The organism is Corynebacterium sp. MC3 (assembly GCF_900099485.1).
In the GTDB taxonomy this organism is placed as follows: Bacteria; Actinomycetota; Actinomycetes; order Mycobacteriales; family Mycobacteriaceae; genus Corynebacterium; species Corynebacterium pseudogenitalium.
Genome location: NZ_LT622812.1, coordinates 13,129 through 33,873, shown reverse-complemented (window position 1 = coordinate 33,873; position 20,745 = coordinate 13,129). Strand labels below are relative to the sequence as shown.

21 protein-coding genes are annotated in these 20,745 nt (G+C 64.1%); 7 read left to right on the top strand and 14 right to left on the bottom strand.

Features of this window, described 5'->3' with window-relative positions; translation table 11 throughout:
• Positions 1-5: 5 nt before the first annotated feature.
• The 3 genes from BQ4436_RS02190 to BQ4436_RS02180 form a co-directional block, all read right to left on the bottom strand.
• Complete coding sequence (locus tag BQ4436_RS02190; RefSeq protein WP_246814931.1) at positions 6-935, bottom strand: SLAC1 family transporter; 930 nt, start codon at positions 933-935, stop codon at positions 6-8.
• Positions 932-1,606, bottom strand: coding sequence for an SLAC1 family transporter (locus BQ4436_RS02185; RefSeq protein ID WP_246814932.1), 675 nt, complete (start codon positions 1,604-1,606; stop codon positions 932-934). The genes BQ4436_RS02190 and BQ4436_RS02185 overlap by 4 nt, the downstream gene beginning before the upstream one ends.
• A gap of 250 nt (positions 1,607-1,856) precedes the next feature.
• Positions 1,857-2,258, bottom strand: coding sequence for a hypothetical protein (locus BQ4436_RS02180; RefSeq protein ID WP_070478569.1), 402 nt, complete (start codon positions 2,256-2,258; stop codon positions 1,857-1,859).
• Between the two features lie 17 nt (positions 2,259-2,275).
• On the opposite strand from BQ4436_RS02180, the gene BQ4436_RS02175 reads away from it, so the two are divergent.
• Complete coding sequence (locus BQ4436_RS02175; protein ID WP_070975367.1) at positions 2,276-3,469, top strand: multidrug effflux MFS transporter; 1,194 nt, start codon at positions 2,276-2,278, stop codon at positions 3,467-3,469.
• Positions 3,470-3,834: 365 nt separating this feature from the next.
• Here the strand turns inward: BQ4436_RS02175 and BQ4436_RS02170 are convergent, their stop codons facing one another.
• The 3 genes from BQ4436_RS02170 to BQ4436_RS02155 all read right to left on the bottom strand — a co-directional run bounded on the left by BQ4436_RS02170 (position 3,835) and on the right by BQ4436_RS02155 (position 6,029).
• On the bottom strand, positions 3,835-4,236 hold the full coding sequence (locus tag BQ4436_RS02170; RefSeq protein WP_070975366.1) for a hypothetical protein: 402 nt from the start codon (positions 4,234-4,236) through the stop codon (positions 3,835-3,837).
• A gap of 195 nt (positions 4,237-4,431) precedes the next feature.
• Positions 4,432-5,043, bottom strand: coding sequence for a response regulator (locus BQ4436_RS02165; protein WP_218117849.1), 612 nt, complete (start codon positions 5,041-5,043; stop codon positions 4,432-4,434).
• Between the two features lie 422 nt (positions 5,044-5,465).
• Entirely contained in the window at positions 5,466-6,029 is a 564-nt protein-coding gene (locus BQ4436_RS02155; RefSeq protein ID WP_143000768.1) for a hypothetical protein, read from the bottom strand.
• 120 nt (positions 6,030-6,149) lie between these two features.
• Between BQ4436_RS02155 and BQ4436_RS12140 the strand changes: the two genes are divergently transcribed.
• The gene (locus tag BQ4436_RS12140; RefSeq protein WP_070975363.1) at positions 6,150-7,121 is read left to right on the top strand and encodes an ABC transporter permease; all 972 of its coding nucleotides are present in this window, start codon (positions 6,150-6,152) and stop codon (positions 7,119-7,121) included.
• Positions 7,122-7,775 (top strand): ABC transporter ATP-binding protein, encoded by a 654-nt coding sequence (locus BQ4436_RS12135; RefSeq protein ID WP_070975362.1) that lies wholly within the window; start codon positions 7,122-7,124, stop codon positions 7,773-7,775.
• On the opposite strand, the gene BQ4436_RS02140 is transcribed toward BQ4436_RS12135, so the two are convergent.
• The 5 genes from BQ4436_RS02140 to BQ4436_RS02120 form a co-directional block, all read right to left on the bottom strand.
• On the bottom strand, positions 7,767-8,879 hold the full coding sequence (locus BQ4436_RS02140; protein ID WP_083329415.1) for an MFS transporter: 1,113 nt from the start codon (positions 8,877-8,879) through the stop codon (positions 7,767-7,769). The two genes, BQ4436_RS12135 and BQ4436_RS02140, sit on opposite strands and share 9 nt — an antisense overlap.
• 66 nt (positions 8,880-8,945) lie before the next feature.
• Positions 8,946-9,995, bottom strand: coding sequence for a hypothetical protein (locus tag BQ4436_RS02135; RefSeq protein WP_143000767.1), 1,050 nt, complete (start codon positions 9,993-9,995; stop codon positions 8,946-8,948).
• A gap of 10 nt (positions 9,996-10,005) precedes the next feature.
• Positions 10,006-11,013, bottom strand: coding sequence for a hypothetical protein (locus BQ4436_RS02130; RefSeq protein WP_070975359.1), 1,008 nt, complete (start codon positions 11,011-11,013; stop codon positions 10,006-10,008).
• A 282-nt stretch (positions 11,014-11,295) separates the two neighbouring features.
• Complete coding sequence (locus tag BQ4436_RS02125) at positions 11,296-12,723, bottom strand: bifunctional ADP-dependent NAD(P)H-hydrate dehydratase/NAD(P)H-hydrate epimerase (protein WP_070975358.1); 1,428 nt, start codon at positions 12,721-12,723, stop codon at positions 11,296-11,298.
• 16 nt (positions 12,724-12,739) lie between these two features.
• A complete protein-coding gene (locus BQ4436_RS02120) occupies positions 12,740-13,534 on the bottom strand; it encodes an Fpg/Nei family DNA glycosylase (protein ID WP_070975357.1) in 795 nt (264 codons plus the stop codon).
• 237 nt (positions 13,535-13,771) lie between these two features.
• Here BQ4436_RS02120 and BQ4436_RS02115 point away from each other — a divergent pair, with 237 nt between their 5' ends.
• Both BQ4436_RS02115 and BQ4436_RS02110 read left to right on the top strand, forming a co-directional pair.
• On the top strand, positions 13,772-15,265 hold the full coding sequence (locus BQ4436_RS02115) for a DUF1846 domain-containing protein (RefSeq protein WP_070975356.1): 1,494 nt from the start codon (positions 13,772-13,774) through the stop codon (positions 15,263-15,265).
• A gap of 10 nt (positions 15,266-15,275) precedes the next feature.
• Positions 15,276-16,184, top strand: coding sequence for an oxygen-dependent tRNA uridine(34) hydroxylase TrhO (locus BQ4436_RS02110; protein WP_070975355.1), 909 nt, complete (start codon positions 15,276-15,278; stop codon positions 16,182-16,184).
• On the opposite strand, the gene BQ4436_RS02105 is transcribed toward BQ4436_RS02110, so the two are convergent.
• From BQ4436_RS02105 to BQ4436_RS02095, 3 genes are read right to left on the bottom strand one after another with little or no spacing between them, the layout of a single operon-like run.
• Positions 16,147-16,629: a hypothetical protein gene (locus BQ4436_RS02105; protein ID WP_070478589.1), complete on the bottom strand. Its 483-nt coding sequence runs from the start codon at positions 16,627-16,629 to the stop codon at positions 16,147-16,149. The genes BQ4436_RS02110 and BQ4436_RS02105 overlap by 38 nt on opposite strands.
• Before the next feature lie 2 nt (positions 16,630-16,631).
• Entirely contained in the window at positions 16,632-17,591 is a 960-nt protein-coding gene (locus BQ4436_RS02100; RefSeq protein WP_070478591.1) for a universal stress protein, read from the bottom strand.
• 14 nt (positions 17,592-17,605) lie between these two features.
• Positions 17,606-18,055, bottom strand: a complete 450-nt coding sequence (locus BQ4436_RS02095; protein WP_070361721.1) for a MarR family winged helix-turn-helix transcriptional regulator — start codon at positions 18,053-18,055, stop codon at positions 17,606-17,608.
• A 97-nt stretch (positions 18,056-18,152) separates the two neighbouring features.
• On the opposite strand from BQ4436_RS02095, the gene BQ4436_RS02090 reads away from it, so the two are divergent.
• Both BQ4436_RS02090 and BQ4436_RS02085 read left to right on the top strand, forming a co-directional pair.
• The gene (locus BQ4436_RS02090; RefSeq protein WP_070478730.1) at positions 18,153-18,515 is read left to right on the top strand and encodes a DUF5318 family protein; all 363 of its coding nucleotides are present in this window, start codon (positions 18,153-18,155) and stop codon (positions 18,513-18,515) included.
• A 63-nt stretch (positions 18,516-18,578) separates the two neighbouring features.
• The gene (locus tag BQ4436_RS02085) at positions 18,579-20,720 is read left to right on the top strand and encodes a transglycosylase domain-containing protein (RefSeq protein ID WP_369822020.1); all 2,142 of its coding nucleotides are present in this window, start codon (positions 18,579-18,581) and stop codon (positions 20,718-20,720) included.
• Positions 20,721-20,745: the final 25 nt, after the last annotated feature.

Sequence of the window (20,745 nt, the reverse complement as noted above, 5' to 3'; positions counted from 1 at the left end):
ATCTTTTAGCGCTCGCGAACTACCCAGAATGTGCAGCGGGTGACGCAGAGGAGCCAGTGGAAGACGAGGAGGGCTGGCAGTGCGGTGGCGATGATGGTGAGCCATTCGAGGTTCCAGACTTCGGCGAGGTGGTGGCTGCCGACGCTGATGGTGCCGGTGGGGAAGGTGGAGGCCCACCAGGCGGGGGAGTATCGCACCCAGTGCGCGACGGCGGGGTAGAAGTGCCACATGGCGAAGGCGATCATGGGGATCGCGATGATGAGCAGCACGGTGCCAACGATAAGCTCGGCATCCTTGCCGAACAGCAGGTCCACGGCGGACACTGTCTGCCCGACGACGCCGAGGGGGATCCAGGCGGTCGCCGCGTTCGGCCCGCTCAGGTCCACTTTTCGACGCCACGCCGCCACATACACCCTGGCAAACAGCGGATACGCTGCGCCTATCGACGCCACCAAGCAGCACACGCCGAGTATCCAGTAGATGTCGCCGCCGCCTTTGGCGTGGGTCGTCCCGGCCGTGTTGGCCGCCATGATGGGGCCGACGAGCGCGAGCCCCCACGCGAAGTTCGGTTCCCCTTGGAAGCCGCGGAGCTGGTTGGCGTACACGGCGAGGCAGGCGGGCGCCCCGACCCAGAAGCCAACCAGGATGAAGGCGAGGTTGTCGGTGAGGTTGGTCCACGCGGTGCCGAGCGACATGATCCCGATGAACGTCATGGCCCACGGCGCCATCATGTCCTGGTGGAAGCGGGGCGTGCGGTAGATGATGAACCCGACGACGAGCGCCACCAGGATGGCCACCCCGATACAGGCCACGACCCACGCCAGAGGGTCGAGTCCGCTGATGACCAGCAGCGTCGCCACCAGCGAGGTCCCCATGAGGCTGCCGCCCCACGCCGGGCCCGCTGGCGGCAGGCTATAGCTGGTCCTGGTTTTCACACGCGCTCACGCTGCCAGGAACGGAATCGGAGTGCGCACGCGCACCAGTGGAACAGCAGCAGGAGCAGCAGCCCGAAGGAGAGGGCGTGCCAGCCCTCGGTCCAGGAGCCCAGGCACAGGGTGCCCACCGGGAATGTGGAGCCCCACCAGCCCGGGCCGTACGGCGCCCAGGTGAAGACCGCCTGGTAGAAGCAGTACATGCCGAAGAGGACGCACGGTACGCCGATGGCGAACATGATGATGCCGTAGAGGTGGGCGTCGAAAAGGAAGGTGGAGGCGGCCGTCGACTGGCCGACAACCCCGAGCGGAATCCAGGCTGTGCCGGCCGCCGCGCCGCGCGGGCGTTCGCGACGCCGCCACAGCGACCAGTAGCAATAGGCGAACAGTGGGATCGCCGGGATGAACGTGAAGAAGAAGCACACGATGCCCGCGTGGTGGTAGAACATGCCGTGCTCTGCGGCGAGCTGCCCGCCCGATGTCGCGGCGACCATCGGCGTGACCGGCGCCAGCCCCCACGGGAACGCCGGGGTGGTGTAGTGCTCCGAGACCTTCCAGAAGCCCCACAGTTGCCATAGACACACCACGATCGATAGTGGCGCGCCGATCCACCAACTGATCAGCTGGAAGATGTCGTTGCCGGTCAGCGCCGTCCACGCCGAGCCGCACGCCAAAAGCCCCCATCGTGTACATGCCCCACGCCGCCATGTTCTGGTGCCGCGGCGGCTCGTTACGGATGCCCACCGTGAACACCGCCAGCAACACCGCCGCCACCAGTGCAAACGCAACCTGTCCGAGGCGGAACCCGTGCAACCCGGACAGTGTAGAGGCGATCGACGTCCCCATCAGGGACCCGGCCCACGCGGGGCCATACTTAGGCAATTGCATGCACCTACGCTAAGCCCGCCGGGCCCGTTTGGCCAACTACGCAACGCGGCCAAACAGCAGCGCTCGGCCGGTTTCCTCCCCCGTATTGCGCACCGTGACGGCCAGGTGCCCAGCCGCAATCCGCCCGACCTGGCCCGGCTTCAGCGCCACACCCTCCAGGCGCAGCCCCTCCGACTGGGCCAGCACGTGGTGCTCGTACTCGTCGTTGACCCACACGGTGACCTGCGCGCCGGGCGCCACCCGCAGCTCCGCGGCAAGCCTTCCCTTGGGCCCCGGCACCTCCTGCCCGGCCAGGCGCCCCGCGTGGACGCGCAGCTTCCCGCCCGGCGTGGTGTCCACCGCGCGCAGCGCCACCCACGCTGAGGGCTCGCGGTCTGTGAGCGCCTGCAGCGACTCCGGCACATCGTCGATCGAACAGATTTCTACAGTTGCACGCATGCGACTATCCTACCGGCGTGCAGAAACTTTCCGGTGGCCTCCTGTTCGCGCTCGCCCTGCTCACCGCGGCGGGCCCGCTCGGCATCGACATGTACTTGCCCGGCATGCCCGAGCTCGCCACCCAATTATCGACGTCCCCCTCCTCCGCCCAACTGACCATCTCAGGGTTCATGCTCGGGATGGCACTCGGCAACCTAGTCTTCGGCGCTATCTCTGACGGGACGGGCCGCAAACCCGCCATCCTGGTCGCCTCCGCGGTGGCGCTCGCGGCGTCGGTGGCGTGCGCCGTCGCCCCCACGATCTCCTTCCTGATCGCCGCCCGATTCCTCCAAGGCCTGGCAGGGGGCTGCGCCGTCGTCGTTACGCGAGCCGTCATCCCCGACATCGCCCACGGCCGCGAGGCCGCCCGCGGCCTGTCAGGCCTCATGGCGATCTCCGGCTTCATGCCCGCAATCGCCCCCGTACTCGGCGGCCTGATCATCCCCACCTTCACCTGGCGAGGCGTCTTCTGGACCATCGCCGCCGTCAACCTCGCCCAAATCCTCATCGCCTGGCGCTTCGTCCCCGAAACCCTCCCGCCCGCCAAGCGCACCCGCGGCACCCTCCGCACCATCTTCCCCCGCATGGGCCAATGCCTGCGTCGCCCCGCCTTCCTCGGCTACATGTTCGCCGCCGGCCTCGGCTTCGGCACCCTGTTCTCGTACATCTCGGCATCACCGCTGGTCCTGCAGGTACAACTCGGCGTTACACCAACTACCTTCTCCCTCATCTTCGGCGGCATCGCCCTGCTCATCCCGCTGTCGAACTCCATCAACATGCGCCTGGTCAAGACCCACCAGCCACGCACCCTGCTCGTCGTGGCGTTATCTGTTGACATCCTCGCCGGGCTGATCCTGCTCGCTTACAGCCAGCTCGGTCCCAACCTCACGATGCTCCCCTTCATCGCCACGCTGTCCGCCATGGCCGGGTTCATCATGGCCAACGCCTCGGCGCTCGCCGTGGAGGAGATCCGGGACATCGGGATCGGCGCCGGCACCGGCGCGATGGGCTTCTTCCAATTCATCATCGGCGGCCTGGTCCCTCCCCTGGTGGCGCTCGGGTCCAACCCGACCGCATCGATGGCCAATGGCATCCTCACCTGCGCCGGCCTGGCCCTTTTGGGAGTGCTTTTGGGTAGCGCTGCACCACATTCCAGGCCTAAAAACATCTAGCACTTCTGTGGCGTGCAGGTATCCTGGGGCCGCTTTTCAAATGCTGGAATTTGGTGCATGGAGTGGGGAGCGAGTGACAATGGACGCAATCCTGTCGGCTGAACCCGGTAAAAGCCCAGGTCGTGAAAAGTGGGTTGCGTCTTTTGTCACTCGGGTCGGCGAGGGTGACACCAAATTCCTTTGCGCAGAGATCGCGACCTGGGGAAATAGCCAGGCACCTTTCCGGAAAATCGGGAATTTGGTGCACGTTCTGCCGCGGTTAGCGCCAAATACCCACATTAACAATCAGCGACCTGGTCTTTTGCGTGCACATCCAGCTCAACGCTCGAACTTAGAGAAAAAGAGCTATCGATTTCGATCCGGTTCTACTTATCCTCAGAGCGATTGTCCTTGAGAAAGCCCATGAAACTGAAGTATGGGACATCTTCTGTCGCTCGTTGAACGGCTTCGAAAACAGCATCACTAATAGGGTCAATTACCTGGTCACTTAGGTTTAAGACTTCCAAGAAGAAGTGCTGGGTAATCACGTATGGACGAAAGCTCTCCTGATTGCTACCAGGTTCTAATTCTTTAGCAAGTTCGTACTCGTCTTCATCGCATTCACTAACTGTGAAATCAGGAAGAGCGTCAATTTCGGAGGAGGAGAGTTTGAGTTCCTTCTGGAAACGCTCTGCAATGTGGTAAGAATCCTTTTCAGAGCAATACACGTAAAGCTCTTCGTAAAAGCCTTGCAGCTCACCATTTGACAAGGAAGAAAGACTGGTCATTCGAAAGCCGCTCCGTTCATGAGTAGTTGGGATAGTAAGTTTAGCTTTCACGGGGGCAGCAATTTCGGTTGCGCCGAGTGCTAGTGCTTATGTACCGAAGCCAGCATCGGAAGTCTTCCCAGCGCAGAAAAAGCCTCCACGAGGAAAAGGATTCAAGCTCAAGCACTGCCGAGCAATCTAGCGCCCAACCAACACCTAAATAATCTTGCGCTCCCTCGCCCGGTCCACGGCGGCGGTCCGGTTGTCCACGCCGAGCTTGTTATAGATGTGGATCAGGTGGGTTTTCACCGTGGCCTGCGAGATGAAGAGCCGGTCGGCGATGGCGCGGTTGGAGGCGCCGGTCTGCAGGGCGCGCAGGATTTCGATTTCGCGGGCGCTTAAGGCTTCGTCGGGGCGCATGAGGCGCTCGGCGAGGACTCCGGCGACTTCCTGGGAGAGGACGCGTTTGCGCTGGGCGGCGGCGATGATGGCGTCGTGGAGTTCGTCCTCGGGGGCGTCTTTGAGCAGGTAGCCGAGGGCGCCGGCTTCGACGGCGGCGACGACGTCGGCTTCGGTGTCGTAGGTGGTCAGGATGAGCACGGGCGGGCCGCCTGCTTCGCCGAGGCGTCGGGTGACTTCGATGCCGTCCACGTGTGGCATTTGGATGTCGGTGACCACGACGTCGACGTTGTCGGGCATGTGCTCGATGGCGCGCCCGTCCGCGCCTTCGCCAACAACGGTGATGTCGCCGAAGGAGTCGAGTACTGCGCGGAGGCCGGCGCGGACGACGGGGTGGTCGTCGAGAAGCATGACGTTGATCTCACTCATGGGTGTCCTTTCCCAGGGGGATGCTTGCTGCTAGTACGTTACCTTCGACGCTGAGGGTGCCGCCGACCTCCGCGACGCGCGCCCGCAGCCCGCGCAGGCCGTAGCCTTCGGGCCCNTCATCGTGGGCTGGCTTGCTGGTCTGTTGGGAACCAGGGTGGCGCGTAAGCACTTTGAACGGGCCGGTCTTGTCTAAACTTCCCGACCCGCGCACGATTATCGTAGCGCTCGTCATCGTCTCCACCACGATCTACAGTGCCTACTCGCCGTGGTTCGTGTGTGCTCTGGGCGGATTCGCCGCCGTGATGCTGGCGAGCGCTGCGATCAACCCCAACACGCTCGTGCGCCCGAGCTGGGTGGCCGTCTACCTGGCCACGTTTGCGGTCCTCGGCGGGCTCGTCTTCGTGATACCACTGGTGTGGAAGTCAACGGTCAGCGCGTTCCTCGAGGACGCCGGAGGCGTGTTCGGCGGCGGCGAGTTCCATGTGGGTGGCCTGGAGTTCGTAGGCGAGGTGCTTGTAGTGGTCGGCTTCGGCGCGGAGTGCCCGGTAGGAGTGGTAGATCAGTAGCGCCAGCACGGTGCCGAGCAACGGTCCGACTACCCCGCCGATTCCCGCGCCCGGCACTGTGACCGACAGCGTGAATGCCAGCAGCAGCGCCGCCACCGCGATACCGGACCAGGTGGGCAGCACCACGGAGACCAGGATGACCAGCGGGAACTCCAGCCAGACGAACTCGGCGGCGTGCAGCGCCATGACCACCCACAGCGCGAGGACGGCGGCGAGCCAGGTGTACATAGCAGCGCGGGGGAAGCGCTTGCCTTCGTTGTAGGCCACGGTCCCGGCGAGGTAGAGCAACGCGAAGGGGACCGCCATGCAGATGGCCAGCGGGTTCCACCCGCTGGAGACAACGCCGACGAGCAGCAGCACGGCAACGAGTACGTGCAGGCTGACGCGCAGGAAGGTGAGGATCCGGTTGGTGGTGTTCACGCAGATCACCTTAGACGCTGCACCCGACATCCGATTGAGAGCGCATCAACCGGACGGTTGATTCGAGGTTCAACCCCGCTCCCGATGTGGATTATGCCTGCTCACACGCACAATGTGGGCATGTTCGTCGGATTGAGAGAAATTGTGAAAGCGCGAGGCCGCTTCGGCCTCATTGTTGGCACGGTTGGCCTGATCACGTTGCTCGTGGTGATGCTGACCGGGTTGACCAACGGGTTGGGCAAGCAGAACACGGAGGCCCTGGAGGCACTGGATGCAAAGTCGGTCGTCTTCCAGGACATGGATGAGCCTTCCTATATGACGTCGCGCGTGACGGCGGAGGAGGGCACGGTCCCGCTGGGCACCGGCCAGACGTTGCTGCTGCGCGAGAACGGCAAGGAGGAGTCCATCTCCATCCTGGGTCTGCCGAAGGGCACTGAGCTTCCGGGTGGGGAGGTGCTTGGCGACGGCGCGGTCGCGTCGCGTGAGCTGCACGTCGCTCCTGGCGACGAGCTCTCCGTCGGCGGCACCCCGATCACCGTCGACGCCGTCACGGATGACCTGTACTTCTCCCACACCGCGGTCCTGTGGGTGAACACGGAGGACTGGAAGGCCGCCATGCACACCGATGCGGACGGCACGGTGCTGCTCGCTAGCGATGACCGAGGCATGAGCATGAAGGACTCCTTCAACGGCCTGGCCGCGTACAAGTCGGAGCAGGCGTCCTTCAACATGATCCTGGGCTTCCTGTACGCCATCGCGGCGCTGGTCATCGTGGCCTTCTTGACGGTGTGGACCATGCAGCGCACCCGTGACCTGGCCATTTTGAAGGCGATTGGGGCGTCGAATAGCTACTTGCGCAAGGATGCGCTGGGTCAGGCGGCGGTGCTGCTGGGCATCGGCGCGGCGGTTGGTGCCCTGATTGCGCTGGGCATTGGGCTGGCGGCGTCGAAGGTGGCGCCGTTCTCGCTGACGGTGCTCACGGTCGCGGGGCCGCCGCTGGCGATTTGGGCGATTGGGATGGTAGGCGCGTTCATCGCGACGCGCCAAATTACAAAAGTTGAGCCGCAGCTCGCACTGGGAGGTATTGCGTAAATGTTGCACATGGAACACGTCACCGTCACGTACCAAGACGGCGAGGACACACTCACGGCGCTGGATAACATCAGTTTCGACGCCAACCCTGGCCACCTCACCTTCATCATCGGCGAGTCCGGCTCCGGCAAGTCCACGCTGCTTTCCGCAGCGGCCGGGCTACTGAAGCCCGACAGTGGCACCATTCTTGTCGACGCCACCCCGGTCTCCGACGAAGTCCGCCTGCAGAAGATCGGAATGATTTTCCAGCAGGCCAACCTGATCGGGGCGCTGAACGTCCGGGATCAGCTGCTGGTCACCGACCATATTCGTGGTGTGAAGCCCCGCGTGGACCGCGCGAACGAGCTGCTCGCGGAAGTCGGCCTCGACGGGCTTGGGGACCGCAGCATGCAGCAGCTCTCCGGCGGGCAGCGCCAGCGCGTCGGCATCGCCCGCGCGCTGATGGGGGAGCCGAAGCTGATCCTGGCGGACGAGCCGACCGCGGCGCTCGACTCCGAGCGCTCCCACGAGATCGTGGCGCTGCTGCGCACCCTGGTGGAGGAGCACAATATTGCCTGTGGGTTCGTCACCCACAACGCCAGCCTGATTTCCGACAGTGACGAGGTTGTCCGCGTCCGCGACGGCCACGTGTCGCGGGAACGCGCGCTAGCGTAGCTTCGGGCGCGACCCAAGCGCCAAGGTGATGAACGCGCAGGCCGCCAGTCCGGCCGTCATGCACAGCGTGCCGGGCAGGAAGCCGGCGTCCACCACCGCGGCGCCGAGCGCGGATCCGGCCGCGATCCCGACCTGGTAGGTCACCACGTAGATGGAGCTTGCCAGGTCTTCGTTGCGTTTTCCGGCGTGCAGGAAGATGGTGGTTGCCGACGGCGGCAGCGCCCCGTTCGCCAGCCCGAACACGATGATCATCGCGATGATGAGCAGCACCGATTTCGTCTCCAGCGCGAGCAGCCCCAGTGCTGCCGACCCCACCAACAGCATGGCGACGAACCCGTTGACCCGGATCATGCGCCGGTCCACCGTGTTGCCCGCCGTCAACACGCCAATCACCCCGCAGATGCCGAAGAGCGACAGCCCGAACGGGACCAGCTTCGGCCCGGCTGTCGTCGTCATGAGCAGCGCCAGGTAGGTAAAGGTGGTGAACACGGCGGTGACGTTGAACGTCAGGAAGAGGACCAGCGACGGGATCGCCGACTTTGTCCGCTTCGCACCCGCTGCCGACTCCGGGTGCTTCGCCGGCATCGAGGGTAGCGACGCCACCAACGCCACCACCGAGAAAATCACCGCGACACCCAGCACCCAGGTGGCGCCGCGCCACCCGATCCACCCGCCGAGCATGGTGGTCAACGGCGTACCGATCACCGCCGACATCGTCGACCCGAACGACACCGTCGCCACCGCCTTGCCCGTCATCCCCTTCGGCGCCAGCCGTGCCGCCATCGGGTTGATCAGCGACCAGAACAGCCCGTGCGTAAACGCCGCGGTCACGCGGGCAGCGACGAGCACCGCGTAACTGTTCGCGATGCCCTGCAGGATCACGCCCCCGGCGAGGAAGCCGAGCGTGGCCAGGAAGACGGGCCTGCGGTCCCAGTTGCGCGTGAAGTGCATCAGCGGGATGGTCACTACGGCGACCAGGCCGGCGTACACGCTCATGAGGAGGCCGATCTGGCCTTCCGTCACCCCGAGGTCCTGCGCCATGGGCCGAATCAGGCCGACCGCGAACATCTCGTAGGTGACGTAGACGAACGCCGCGAAGCTCATCGCGGACAACGGCAGCATAGGAAGCGACGACTGTTTACTCACACGTGACAACCTACACCGGGCGTGTTAGGCGAACGCCCCCAGGTTGAGAGCCTGCATGATTACGGTGCCTCCCGCCAGCACCGCGCCCAGCACTCCGAGCACGATCCCGGCGATCGCGAGCGGGGTGAGCTCCTTCTCTTCCTCGGTCTCGGGCGGGGTCGTGGTTGTGGGCGCGGGCGTGGTTGTGGTTGGGGCTGGCTTCGTTGTGGCCGTTGCGGTCGGCTCGGGTGCTTGGGTGGTTGGCGTGGCCGGTGTCGTGGGCGTGGGCTTTGGTGCCGTGCTGGTAGTCAGCGTCGGGATCGGCGGCACCACCGTATTCACCGCGTTCGGCGGGATCGGGAGCGCCAGGGTGGCGTCGCCGCCGGCGGCACAGAGCTGCTCAGCCCGCTCCCGTAGGCTGACGTATTCCTTGACGCGCCGCAGGTTGGTGTAGAAGAACGTGTCTGCGTACTGCTGCGCCCAGGCGGTTGCGGCGGCGTCGCTGAGCCCGGGGAAGCGGGTTTGGAGCTCGCGCGCGATGTCTGGGGTTTCAGTGGCTTGGGTGACCGGCCGGAACAGGGCGCGTTGCCCTGGCCCGAGCACCTGGTATTGCCCCATGAGTTCGTAGTAGTGGTAGGTCAGCACGTCATCCGCCGACGCCTGCGGTGTGGTGCGCTGCGGACTGTACTTGAAGAGGTACCACTCGGCGACACTCGCGGGCAGCCCCGCCTCTGTGAAGGCCTCAACCGCGTACGTGTGCTGCAGCGAGTCGGGCCGCGCGAAGTTGCTGGGAGCGAGAAACTCTCGCCCTTCCTCTTCCCTAATCCGCTTATAGACGTCCTCTTCGACCTTCCCCAGCTCCGGAAACGCTTGCCGGAATGTTTGATAGTCCAGCGCGTACTCTTTCTCGGGCGCGGAGAAGTGGAGCCGCGCCGCGTTCATGAGGCGGGCGTATTCGGCGGGGGAGAGGTAGAACGCGCAGAGTTTCGTCGCGGGATCTTGGGGGCCGATGACGGCGGCGTCCGCGACCGGAGACAACAAACTGGCGCTGAGCCCGAGGGCTACAACGCCAGTGAAAAATCTCCGAGACTCCATGGAGATGAGATTACAGCATCTTGGCTGCCGTCAGGCCGAGGACCGCCAGGATTGCAATCACGATGGTGCCAACAATGCCACCGATGAGGGCAGCCGAGTTATCGCTCGTATCGACTGTCTTCGAAGGCTCCTGGTTCACGGTGGTCTTCCCGTTCAATGGGTTGACCTGAACGTCAACGGAAACCGTGGTGGTCGGAGAGGAAGGCGTGGTGGTTGGCTGCTCCTTGCTGCGCTCAGTGCCCTCAGCACCCTGCGAGACTGCGTCCGGGTTGGAGTGCTGCGTTGGGAAGAGCACGATGCCGGACTTGCCGTCGCGGCAGTTGTCCTTCGACTGGTTCAGCGCTGCTTCGACCTCCGCCATGGTGCGGGTCTCTGCGACGCCTTCCTGGTTCTCGAACTGGTCAACCCAAGCAGCTGCCTGTTCGTCGGTGAGGCCCTTGAACTGGTCCTTCTTCTCCTGGATCAGGGCGTCGCGGTCACCGATGGTCGGGAAGACTGGTTCCGGTGCGCGGAACGACTGCTTCGAGGCTGGGATCTCGCCGTTCTCGAAGTACTTGTCGTACTCCAGGATCTCTGGGAGGCGACCCGGGTTCTCGAAGCCTGCCACGACTGCGTCGCTCCACTTGTGGGTGACGTAGTCGAGTGCGACAGACTCTGGCAGTTCCGAGTCCTCAGCGACCTGCTTAGCGAGCTCAGCGAGCTTCGGGCGAGGATCTGGCTGGAACTGCTGCTGGTACGCAAAGTCCGACTTCAGATCGTTGTACAGCTTCTCGCCGTGCATCTTGGCTGCTGGGAAAGCCTGCTCGAATGCGAGCTTCCACGCCTTGTCGACGTCGAAGCTTGCTGCCTTGCCCTTCGACTGCTCATAAAGCTTTGTCTCTTCGGCGTTAAGGCGGATGGAGCATACGCCGGAGACATTCTCGCCAACGGTGGCACCTTCAGCGGAAGGGGCGACCATGGCGCACGCGCCGAGCGAGAGCGCGATTGCGATTGCTTGGAGTCTCCGATTGTTGAACATATTTCTGAGTGTAGCCGAGGGAGCTGCGGAAACGTATTCGTTCGTTGACGCGTGTTTCTGTATTTATCCAGGAAAAACCGTAAATAAACCTTAATATTCACATACTCGCAGGTCCATGACATGTGTTTGCGGGATTGTTCAACATCTACATTTAAGGAAGCCACAAACCAAACAAAGGGACCATACCCCACCTAACCCTTTCTGGGGGTGTGGAGGGTGAAAATGCAGTTCATCGGCATTAAATTACAGCGGTGTAATTTAGGCCCACATACACTGCTTTTGCTAAAAACGTGCGCACCACGCCGTAGCGCTACGCACATTGGATGCAATTTCGCTAGCAGAAGTCTGTGCGTGGCCGTACGGTGTCCGGGAAGCGAGCCACGCAGCCACCGCGTGTACCTGAACCGACTGGGCCAAAAGTAGGACGTCGTCTATCCCGTCGCGCGCCACACGAGCCCCAATAATCCCGGCAAGCACATCGCCGGAGCCGGGTGTGGCGGCCCAGGAGGAGCCGGCGTCGATAAGGATGGATTCCTGGCCGTCTGAAACGACCGTGGCACGCCCCTTCCGGACCACCGTGCAGCCGAGCGCCCGTGCGCAGTCGGCAGTCTCCTCGACGCGATCGTTGGTCATACCTGTATATAGGCGTGAAAATTCACCGTCGTGCGGGGTCACCACAACCCGCGCCAACTTACGCGGCGCGCGGGCCACAAGGGTGAGCGCATCCGCGTCGAGCACCACCGGCACACCCTGCCGCAACACCCAATCGACGGCAGCATCCGCCTCCCCATCGATCCCGATACCAGGGCCGCACACCCACGCCTGCACCTGACCGGCTTGCTCCAACTCGCGGGTGGCCACGACCTCCGGCCGCGCCCGTACCACCTCAAGCGCCTGCGCGCCCGCGAACCGCACCATCGCCGGTGTCGCCGTCACCGCCCCAGCCGTGCACAGCAGCGCCGCGCCCGGATACGTGCCGCTGCCAGCGTGGATGCCGACCACACCGCCTGTGTATTTGTCGTCATCGGCGCCGGGCTCCTTGACGCTCACCGGCACCGGGCCCATCGGCCTGATGCCCTCGAGGTCCAGGCCCGTGTTGGGCACCGCGCGGTACGCCCGCACGTGGCTCTCCGGCAGTGGTAGGCCAATGTCCGCGCACAGCACATTCCCGCAGCGCGTCGAGAGGGCATGCGCGTAGCGCCACCCGCCGAACGTCACCGTCACGTTGGCCTGCAGCGCGTTGCGGCCGGCCTTGCCGGTGTCGGCATCCACGCCGCTCGGCACGTCCACGGCCAGCACCTGGTTCGCGTCGATGTCGGCGACAGCGTCGGGCAGGTCGCCGGCCCCGCCGAGGCCGAAGAGGCCGTCGATAAGAAGGTCGCAGTCTTGTGGCTCCTTGACGACGCCCCCTCCGGCCCCCACAAACGCATCCAACGCCCGCTGCTGTGCCCGGCCCAGCGGCAGCCAAGCCTCGACCTGCCACCCCTCCCTGGCGAGCTCCGCGCCCGCGTACAGCGCATCCCCACCGTTGCCGCCTGGGCCCACCAGCAGCAGCACACGCTCCCGCGGCCCCGACATCTCGCGCGCCACGCGCGCCACAGCATGCGCGGCGCGTTGCATCAACGCATCTGGAGACGCCTCAGCGGCAAGGAGGGGAGCTTCCGCGGCCCGAATCTCCGCGGCGGAATAGGCAAACGGTGCAGCAAACATTCCGCCATTCTACGCGCTATTCCGCCTGGCAAGAGGGGCACCAGAACAAATTGCGGCCCTCGTACTTGCGCACCTCGATCGGTGTGCCGCAGACGAAGCAGGGCTCGCCGGCGCGGCGGTACACGTACACCTCCCCGCCGTGGTCGTCCTTCCGGGGCGGCCTGCCCATCGCCTCAGGGGTGTGCTCGGGGCGCACAGTATCTATCCGGCCGTGCTCCACCCCATACTCCATCAGCTCGCGCACGTCTTGCCACAGTTGCAGGAACTCCTCGTGGTCCAACGCGCGGCCCGGCACGAACGGGGAAATACCCACGCGGAACAGCGGCTCCGCACGGTATATATTGCCCACGCCCGCGAAGTACTGCTGGTCCATCATCAATGACCCAATCGTGCGTCTCGACGCCCGCACCCGCTTCCACAACGCCTCCGGATCCGCGCCCGGATCGAGGGGATCCTCGCCGCTGCGGTCCAGGATCGCCTGCTCCTCCGGCGGGGAGACGTAGCGGCAGTACTGCGGGCCGCGCAGGTTCGCCGCCACGTCCTCGTTGGCCAGCCGCAGCCGGATCTGGCCCCACACGTCCTCCGCCGGTTCGAAACGGAAGGAACCAATCAGGCCCAGGTGCACATGCACCGTCGCCGTGGAGAACTCCAGGAACAGGTGCTTGCCCACCGCGCGGGCCTCCGTCAGGGTGGCGCCAGCGAGCGGGGAGACGTCGAAACGTCCTTGCGGGGAGGAAATCTCGATGGGCTGCCCCGCAAACGTGTCGTTCAAGTGGCGGGCGAGGCGGTGGATGACGTGGCCTTCGGGCATTGGACTCTGCTACTCCTTATATCTCACCGATTAAGGTACAGTGCGCACCCGCTTCCGCTCCGGTCGACCTCTTAGCGTCGACCAATGCAGGTCACGGCAATTTGGGGCTTTTCGACGCCAAAAACCTGATTTCGCCCTGACCAGGGTTGGTCGACCGTAAGAGGTCGACGGGAACCAACCCCGCCCCAACGTGCACAAATAGAGATGCGCGGGCTGGCCCGGTATACTTCAGGTTCCATGCCATATAGCGTTGGATTTGATCGGGATAAGTACATTGCGATGCAGTCGGAGCACATTTCGGCCCGACGAAAAGCAATTGGGGGAAAGCTCTACCTAGAGATGGGTGGCAAGCTCTTCGACGACAATCATGCCTCCCGCGTGCTGCCGGGGTTTACGCCGGATAACAAGATTGCGATGTTGGACCGCATCAAGGATGAGGTCGAGATCGTGATCGCGTTTAACGCGGGTGACGTGGTGCGTCAGAAGATGCGGGCGGACCTCGGGATTTCTTACGAGGAGGACGTGCTGCGCCTCGTGGACGTGTTCCGGGAGCGAGGGTTCCTCGTCGAGAATGTGGTGGTGACCCAGCTGGAGGGTGAGAACCCGCTGGTGGAGGCGTTCATTGAGAGGCTGCAGCGTCTGGGCCTGACAGTGTCGCGCCACTACATGATTGCCGGGTACCCGCACGATACGCAGCGCATCGTGTCCGAGGAGGGCTTCGGCCGCAACGAGTACGTGGAGACGTCCCGCGACCTGATCGTGATGACGGCACCGGGCCCGGGCTCCGGCAAGCTGGCCACGTGCCTGAGCCAGATTTACCACGAGCACCGTCGCGGTATTAACGCTGGCTACGCCAAGTTTGAGACGTTCCCCATCTGGAACCTGCCGCTGTCGCACCCGGTGAACCTGGCCTACGAGGCCGCGACGGCCGACCTTGATGACGTCAACGTGATCGACCAATACCACCTGGACGCCTACGGGGAGACCGTCACCAGCTACAACCGTGATATCGAAGTGTTCCCGTTGCTCAAGGCGTTGCTGCGTGAGGTGACGGGGGAGGAGCCGTACCAGTCACCGACGGACATGGGCGTGAACATGGCTGGCTACTGCATCAGTGATGACGCCGCCTGCCGCCACGCGGCGAAGCAGGAGATCGTGCGCCGGTACTACAAGACGCTCGTGGACGAGCGTCGCGACGACACCGACCACACCGTCTCCGACCGGATCCTGAACATCATGCGCAAGGCGGAGGTGACCCCGCAGGACCGCGTGGTGGTCGCTCCGGCCCTGGAGGTCGCACAAACCACCGGCTCGCCAGGCGCTGCGCTGGAGCTGCCGGACGGCACCATCGTGACCGGCAAGACGACGGACCTGCTGGGGCCATCGGCGGCGGTGCTGCTCAATGCGCTGAAGGTGCTCGCGGGCATCGACGATTCTGTCCACCTCCTGTCGCCGGATTCCATCGAGCCGATCCAGACGCTGAAGACGCGCCACCTCGGGTCCGTGAACCCGCGGTTGCATACTGATGAGGTGCTCATTGCGTTGTCGGTGTCGGCGTCGACAAGCAGTGATGCGGCGGCGGCGCTGGAGCAGCTGAAGAACCTGCGTGGCTGCGACGCGCACACCAGCACCATTCTTGGCTCCGTCGACGAGGGCATTTTCCGCAACCTCGGCGTGCTGGTGACTTCCGAGCCGAAGTACTGGAAGAAGGGGCTCTACCACAAGCGCTAAACTCGTGGGCATGACGAGCAAGATCCTCCTGTATTACAAGTTCCAGCCCATCGCGGACCCGGACGCGGTACGCCTCTGGCAGCGCGACCTCTGCGAGGGCCTGGGACTGACCGGCCGCATCCTGATCTCCAAGGACGGTATCAACGGCACCGTCGGTGGCGACATTAAGGCCTGCAAGACCTACGTGAAGAAGACGAAGGAGTATTTCCGGGGCATCGAGTTCAAGTGGTCTGAGGGCGGCGCGGAGGACTTCCCGAAGCTGTCGGTCAAGGCGCGCGATGAGATCGTGGCGTTCGGCGCGCCGGGCGAGCTGAAGGTGGACGAGCATGGCGTCGTCGGGGGCGGCACACACCTGAAGCCGGAGGAGGTCAACGAGCTGGTGGCCAACAACCCGGATGTTGTGTTTTTCGACGGCCGCAACGCCCGCGAGGCTGAGATTGGCAAGTTTAAGAACGCCGTGGTCCCGGACGTGGAAACCACCCACGACTTCATCAAGGAGCTGGAGAGCGGCAAGTACGACTGGATGAAGGACAAACCAGTCATCTCCTACTGCACCGGCGGTATCCGCTGCGAGATCCTGTCCAGCCTGATGAAGAACCGCGGCTTCGAGGAGGTCTACCAGATCGACGGCGGCATCGTCCGCTACGGCGAGAAGTACGGCAACTCGGGCCTGTGGGAGGGCTCGCTGTACGTGTTCGATAAGCGGATGCACACCGAGTTCGGCCCGGAGAATGACCCGGACTATGTGCAGCTGGGCCACTGCGTGCACTGCGGGGCGCCGTCGAACATGTTCTATAACTGCGCGAACGAACCGGAGTGCCGCCACCAGTACTTAAGCTGCGAGGCCTGCCGGGAGGAGAACCCGTACTGCGCTGATTGCGCTAGTGCGTCGCATCAAGCGCCAGCATCCCAATCGTGACCGTCAGCCACCACATGGTGAACGGCACGATGGGCAGCCAGAACACGCCCATCCAGGGGATCCAGCGCTCGTAGCGGTTGAGCTTGCGCACCATCAGCACCGCGCAGGTGAGCAGGCCCGCCACCGGCGGAATCGAGGTGACGACGGCCCACCAGGTCCGCCACGACTCGGTGCACAGCCACGTCGCGTCCCCGGCCTCACACAGGGGGCCGCCCTGCACGCGGGCGACGGCGGCGAGTGCCCACGCGAACAGCAGCGTGCCAAGCACCGTCACCACCGCAAGCGTGATCGCCTGCTTCGTCGACGCCTTGTTGCGCCGCGCGACCTCCAGCGGGTCCGGCTCTAGGGCAAGCTCGTCGAAGCTGGCAGGCTCCGGCCGGACGCGGGAGAAGCGGTCCGCGCCGGAATGCAGATCGTTTTCGGGGTGGTCAAATACGTCAGCCATGGTTAGTGCTTCCCTCGTGGGTACACGATGACGGGCACGGGGGCGAAGCGGATGAACTCGCCCTCGCGGGTGCCAACGAACACGCGCTTGAGCGGGCCCGAGGACTTCGAGCCCAGGCACAAGATGTCGCCCTTCTTCCACTTCACCGAGTCGATGGCCTTCTTCCAACCCTTGCCGGTGGCGACGAAGTTGGAGACGTCGAGACGTTCGGTGTGCTCCGGCCCGAGGTGTTCCGCGACAGCAAACGCCGAGTCGCGTGCGCGGTCCAACAGGCCGAGCGCGGCCTCGTTCCACTCCATCTGGTCTTCCTGATCGTCGAAACCGCCGCCCTCGCTGGGGGAAAACGCGATGATGCGCAGCGGGACGTCGAGAAGGCAGGCGAGCGTGGTGGCGTACGCCAGGCCGGAGAAGCTCGGCTGCACCGCGCCAGAGTCGATGAGCGAGTAGGTGACGCGGGTGATGCCCTTCTTCGAAAGCTGCACGCCCTTCGGCGCCAGGCCCAGCGGAAGCGGGGAGGAGTGCATCATCTCGTCCGCGTCGGAGGTCGGCCGGAAGCGGCCTTTCGATGTCTTCGACTTCGAGCCGAGCAGCAAAATATCAGCCTCGAAACCGTCCGCCATCTCGAACAGGCACTCCGCGAGGCTGCCGCGCTCCAGCACCTGCGCCACCGGGTCCGCCCACTGCGAACGCGGCAACTCGTGCTTCAGCGCCTTCGTGGCCTTCTCGCTGATGGTGTCTCGCTGCTTCTGCAGCCACTTGTCGTACTTCTTCGACGACAGCGACTTCGTCCACGAACCCGACACCGACGCCGCAACCCGCACCGTCACGGGCAGGCTCCGCCCCAGCCAGGCGGCGAACTCGATCGCCTCCGAGTTGGAAGCATCCCAACCAACGAGCACTCGAAGTGGGCGCTCAGACTCAAAGGACTGGGCTAGTTCAGAAGAGAAAGATCGTGGCGCCATACCGACCTAGTGTATTAGCTTTCCGGGTTCGCGTAGACGTCTGCCAGGGTATTAATTGCCTCGGTGGCGGCGTCGAGCTGCTGCAGCGAGGCGTCATCAAGCGTGGCGAGCATATCCGCGAGGTACTGCGTGCGCTCCTTGCCCACTCGCCTCAGCTCGCGTTTGCCCTGGTCAGTTAGGTCGACGAGCACGCCGCGCCTGTCCTCCGCGGAGCGCGTGCGGTGCACTAGGCCGCGCTTCTCCAGCTGGTTGATGGTGTTCGAGGCCGTCGGCATTCGCACGCCCTCTGACGTGGCGATATGGCTGATCCGGCTTGGCCCTTCCACCTCGAGGCGACGCAAGATCGAAAGCTGGGGGCCGGTGAGGTCGGAGCGTTCCGTATTTCGGAAATACGCGACATACAAACTCGTCATCGCCGGGCGAATACGCTGTGCCAACTCCAACGGGTCAGGACGATCAGCCATAAGGACCTGCCTTGTACAAAAGAGACGAACAAAACGTGCAACGCATCATTCTATACATAGGCGAAGGAAACTATGTTGTTGCGCTAGTATGGCGGCGATGTTCACCTACCAGCACGAAGTTTCGCACGAATGGCAACGCCGGGCGGCCCTTCGCGCCTATCACGCCGGGCACATTCCCAAAGAAGAGCTTTGCGACGCCGACTTCCTCCTCCGCGCAGCCGCAGAACATCACGGAGAGGCGTCGAAAAGAAACTGCCCAATTTGCGGCCGTGACATGCGAGAAGTGCGCTGGGTGTACAGCGAAAAGCTTGGACGTCGCACCGGCACCGCACGCAGCGAGGCCGAGATTGACACCCTCGTTGGTGAGGTCGGCCCCATCACCGTGCACAAGGTGGAAGTGTGCCCCCACTGCCACTGGAACCACTTGTTGCAAGAATGGACCGCCACTCCAGTGCGGTAAAAACGCCCGGTACGGGTAGTGTGTGCTGTAGCAATTCTGTAGGTGATCGTACAGGGACAATGTGTGACTAACGTAGACGAGAAAACCAAGACCCCATCCAAGTCCCGGTCGCGGACGGGCCAATGGGTCCTAGCCATGCTCCTGCTCGTGGTGTTGCTGGCCAGCATCCCAGCTGTGTGGTTTATCTGGAACTACCAGCGGGCGAACATCCCGGAGCCGCATGAGATCGAAACGGCGCAGATCTCAAACCTCTACTTTAACGACGGCAAAACCGACCTGGCTCGCATCGTGCCGCCGGAGGGCAACCGCGTTCAGATCCCGCTGGAGCAGGTGCCAGTTGACGTGCAAAACGCCGTCCTCGCTGCCGAGGACCGCGACTTCTGGGACAACTCCGGCTTCTCCTTCACCGGCTTCGGTCGCGCCGTGATCGGCCAGATTACCGGCAACGCATCAGCCGGTGGTGGCTCCACGATTACGCAGCAGTACGTGAAGAACGCCCTGGTCGGCAATGAGCACTCCTATGAGCGCAAGGCCAAAGAGCTCGTCTACTCCATCAAGATGACCCACTCTTGGACCAAGGAAGAAATCCTCAACGCCTACCTCAACACCGTCTACTTCGGGCGCAACGCATACGGCATCGAAGCTGCCGCGCACGCATTCTTCGACAAGCCGGCCAGCGAGCTGACGCTGGAGGAGGGCGGCGTGCTTGCGTCCTCCATCCAGCTGCCGAGCCAGCTTGACCCGTGGACCAACCCGGACGGTGCGAAGGCCCGCTGGAACTACGTGATGGATGGGCTCGTTGAGACGAACAAGCTCGACCCTGCGAAGCGCGCCGGGCTGCAGTACCCGGAGACCCGCGATCCGTCGACCTACTCCGCCTACACCGAGGCCAGCGGCCCGAACGGCCTGATTAAGAACCAGGTGATGACGGAGCTGGCCACCATCGGCATCTCCGAGTCGGACCTTACCAACCGTGGTTTGAAGATCACCACCACGATTGACCCGAACTCGCAGGCAGAGGTCGAGCGGATTTCCCGCGAGCAGCTTTCGCTCCTGCAGGACGACGCCCGCACCGGCGTCGTGGCCATCGACCCGAAGACGGGCGCAGTACGCGCCTACTACGGTGGCGACGACCCCTCCGGCTGGGACTACGCCAACGCAGGTCTGCAGACCGGTTCCACCTTCAAGATCTTCGCGCTGGCCGCGGCCTTGCAGCAGGGCATCCCGCTCAACGCGATGTACTCGGCCACCCCGGTGACGCTGCCAGGCGGCCACGTAGTGACCAACTGGGACGGCGGCGGCTCCGGCATGCTCTCCATGCTCGACGCCACCCGCACCTCCTCGAACACCGCGTTCATGCGCATCCAGGATGACCTGGACAACACCACGCAGGACACCGCGGACATGGCGCACGCCCTCGGCGTGGCCCGCTCCATCCCGGGCATCCCGGTCACGCTGCGTGAAAACGGTGGCCAGCCCTACGAGGGCATCGTGCTGGGCCAGTATCAGTCCCGTGTACTCGACATGGCCACCGCCGTCTCCACGCTGACGAACCGCGGCCTGGCGCACCCGACGCACTTCGTGCAGCGCGTCACCGACGCCTACGGCGAGGTCCTCTACGAGTTCGACCCCGGCTACACGGAACGCCGCGTTTCCCAGCAGGTCGCTGACAACGTGATCAAGGCGATGCAGTCCGTCGTCCCGTACTCCAACGCCGTGCTGGCAGGCGGTCGCCCGTCCGCCGCGAAGACCGGTACCGCCCAGCTTGGTAACACCGGCCTGAACAAGGATGCGTGGACCGTCGGCTCGACGCCGCAGCTCGCCGTGGCCGTGTGGGTCGGTACCGCCGACAACACCTCGGCGATCTTCAACTCCTACGGCGGCAACATGTTCGGCGCCGACACTCCAGGCCGGATCTGGAAGAACGTGCTGGACTCCCTCCTGCAGGGCCAGGACTTCGAGTACTTCCCTGAGGCATCCCCTGTGTACTGGGGCGTCAACCCCTACTCGGGCGGCGTGAACCTGGGCGGCTACTACGGTGGCTTCTCCGGTAATTCGACCACGGGTGCTCCGGCTGATGCGGCGTCGCCAAGCGCCGACGCCAACGCGCCGACGGGCGAGGCGCACCGGCTCCGGCTCCGGCGCCAGCACCGGCGCCCGCGCCGCGGCCGGACCCGGTACAGGACGCAATCGACCAGGTTATAAACGATATCTTTGGATAACGGAGCAA

What these genes read in the sequence shown, in the direction of transcription:
- BQ4436_RS02130 (WP_070975359.1), bottom strand. Translation starts at nt 11,013, where the DNA reads ATGTTCAACAATCGGAGACTCCAAGCAATCGCAATCGCGCTCTCGCTC.
- BQ4436_RS02165 (WP_218117849.1), bottom strand. Translation starts at nt 5,043, where the DNA reads ATGAGTGAGATCAACGTCATGCTTCTCGACGACCACCCCGTCGTCCGC.
- BQ4436_RS02105 (WP_070478589.1), bottom strand. Translation starts at nt 16,629, where the DNA reads ATGGCTGACGTATTTGACCACCCCGAAAACGATCTGCATTCCGGCGCG.
- BQ4436_RS12140 (WP_070975363.1), top strand. Translation starts at nt 6,150, where the DNA reads ATGTTCGTCGGATTGAGAGAAATTGTGAAAGCGCGAGGCCGCTTCGGC.
- BQ4436_RS02135 (WP_143000767.1), bottom strand. Translation starts at nt 9,995, where the DNA reads ATGGAGTCTCGGAGATTTTTCACTGGCGTTGTAGCCCTCGGGCTCAGC.
- BQ4436_RS02110 (WP_070975355.1), top strand. Translation starts at nt 15,276, where the DNA reads ATGACGAGCAAGATCCTCCTGTATTACAAGTTCCAGCCCATCGCGGAC.
- BQ4436_RS12135 (WP_070975362.1), top strand. Translation starts at nt 7,122, where the DNA reads ATGTTGCACATGGAACACGTCACCGTCACGTACCAAGACGGCGAGGAC.
- BQ4436_RS02100 (WP_070478591.1), bottom strand. Translation starts at nt 17,591, where the DNA reads ATGGCGCCACGATCTTTCTCTTCTGAACTAGCCCAGTCCTTTGAGTCT.
- BQ4436_RS02140 (WP_083329415.1), bottom strand. Translation starts at nt 8,879, where the DNA reads ATGAGCTTCGCGGCGTTCGTCTACGTCACCTACGAGATGTTCGCGGTC.
- BQ4436_RS02115 (WP_070975356.1), top strand. Translation starts at nt 13,772, where the DNA reads ATGCCATATAGCGTTGGATTTGATCGGGATAAGTACATTGCGATGCAG.
- BQ4436_RS02120 (WP_070975357.1), bottom strand. Translation starts at nt 13,534, where the DNA reads ATGCCCGAAGGCCACGTCATCCACCGCCTCGCCCGCCACTTGAACGAC.
- BQ4436_RS02095 (WP_070361721.1), bottom strand. Translation starts at nt 18,055, where the DNA reads ATGGCTGATCGTCCTGACCCGTTGGAGTTGGCACAGCGTATTCGCCCG.
- BQ4436_RS02180 (WP_070478569.1), bottom strand. Translation starts at nt 2,258, where the DNA reads ATGCGTGCAACTGTAGAAATCTGTTCGATCGACGATGTGCCGGAGTCG.
- BQ4436_RS02125 (WP_070975358.1), bottom strand. Translation starts at nt 12,723, where the DNA reads ATGTTTGCTGCACCGTTTGCCTATTCCGCCGCGGAGATTCGGGCCGCG.
- BQ4436_RS02170 (WP_070975366.1), bottom strand. Translation starts at nt 4,236, where the DNA reads ATGACCAGTCTTTCTTCCTTGTCAAATGGTGAGCTGCAAGGCTTTTAC.
- BQ4436_RS02090 (WP_070478730.1), top strand. Translation starts at nt 18,153, where the DNA reads ATGTTCACCTACCAGCACGAAGTTTCGCACGAATGGCAACGCCGGGCG.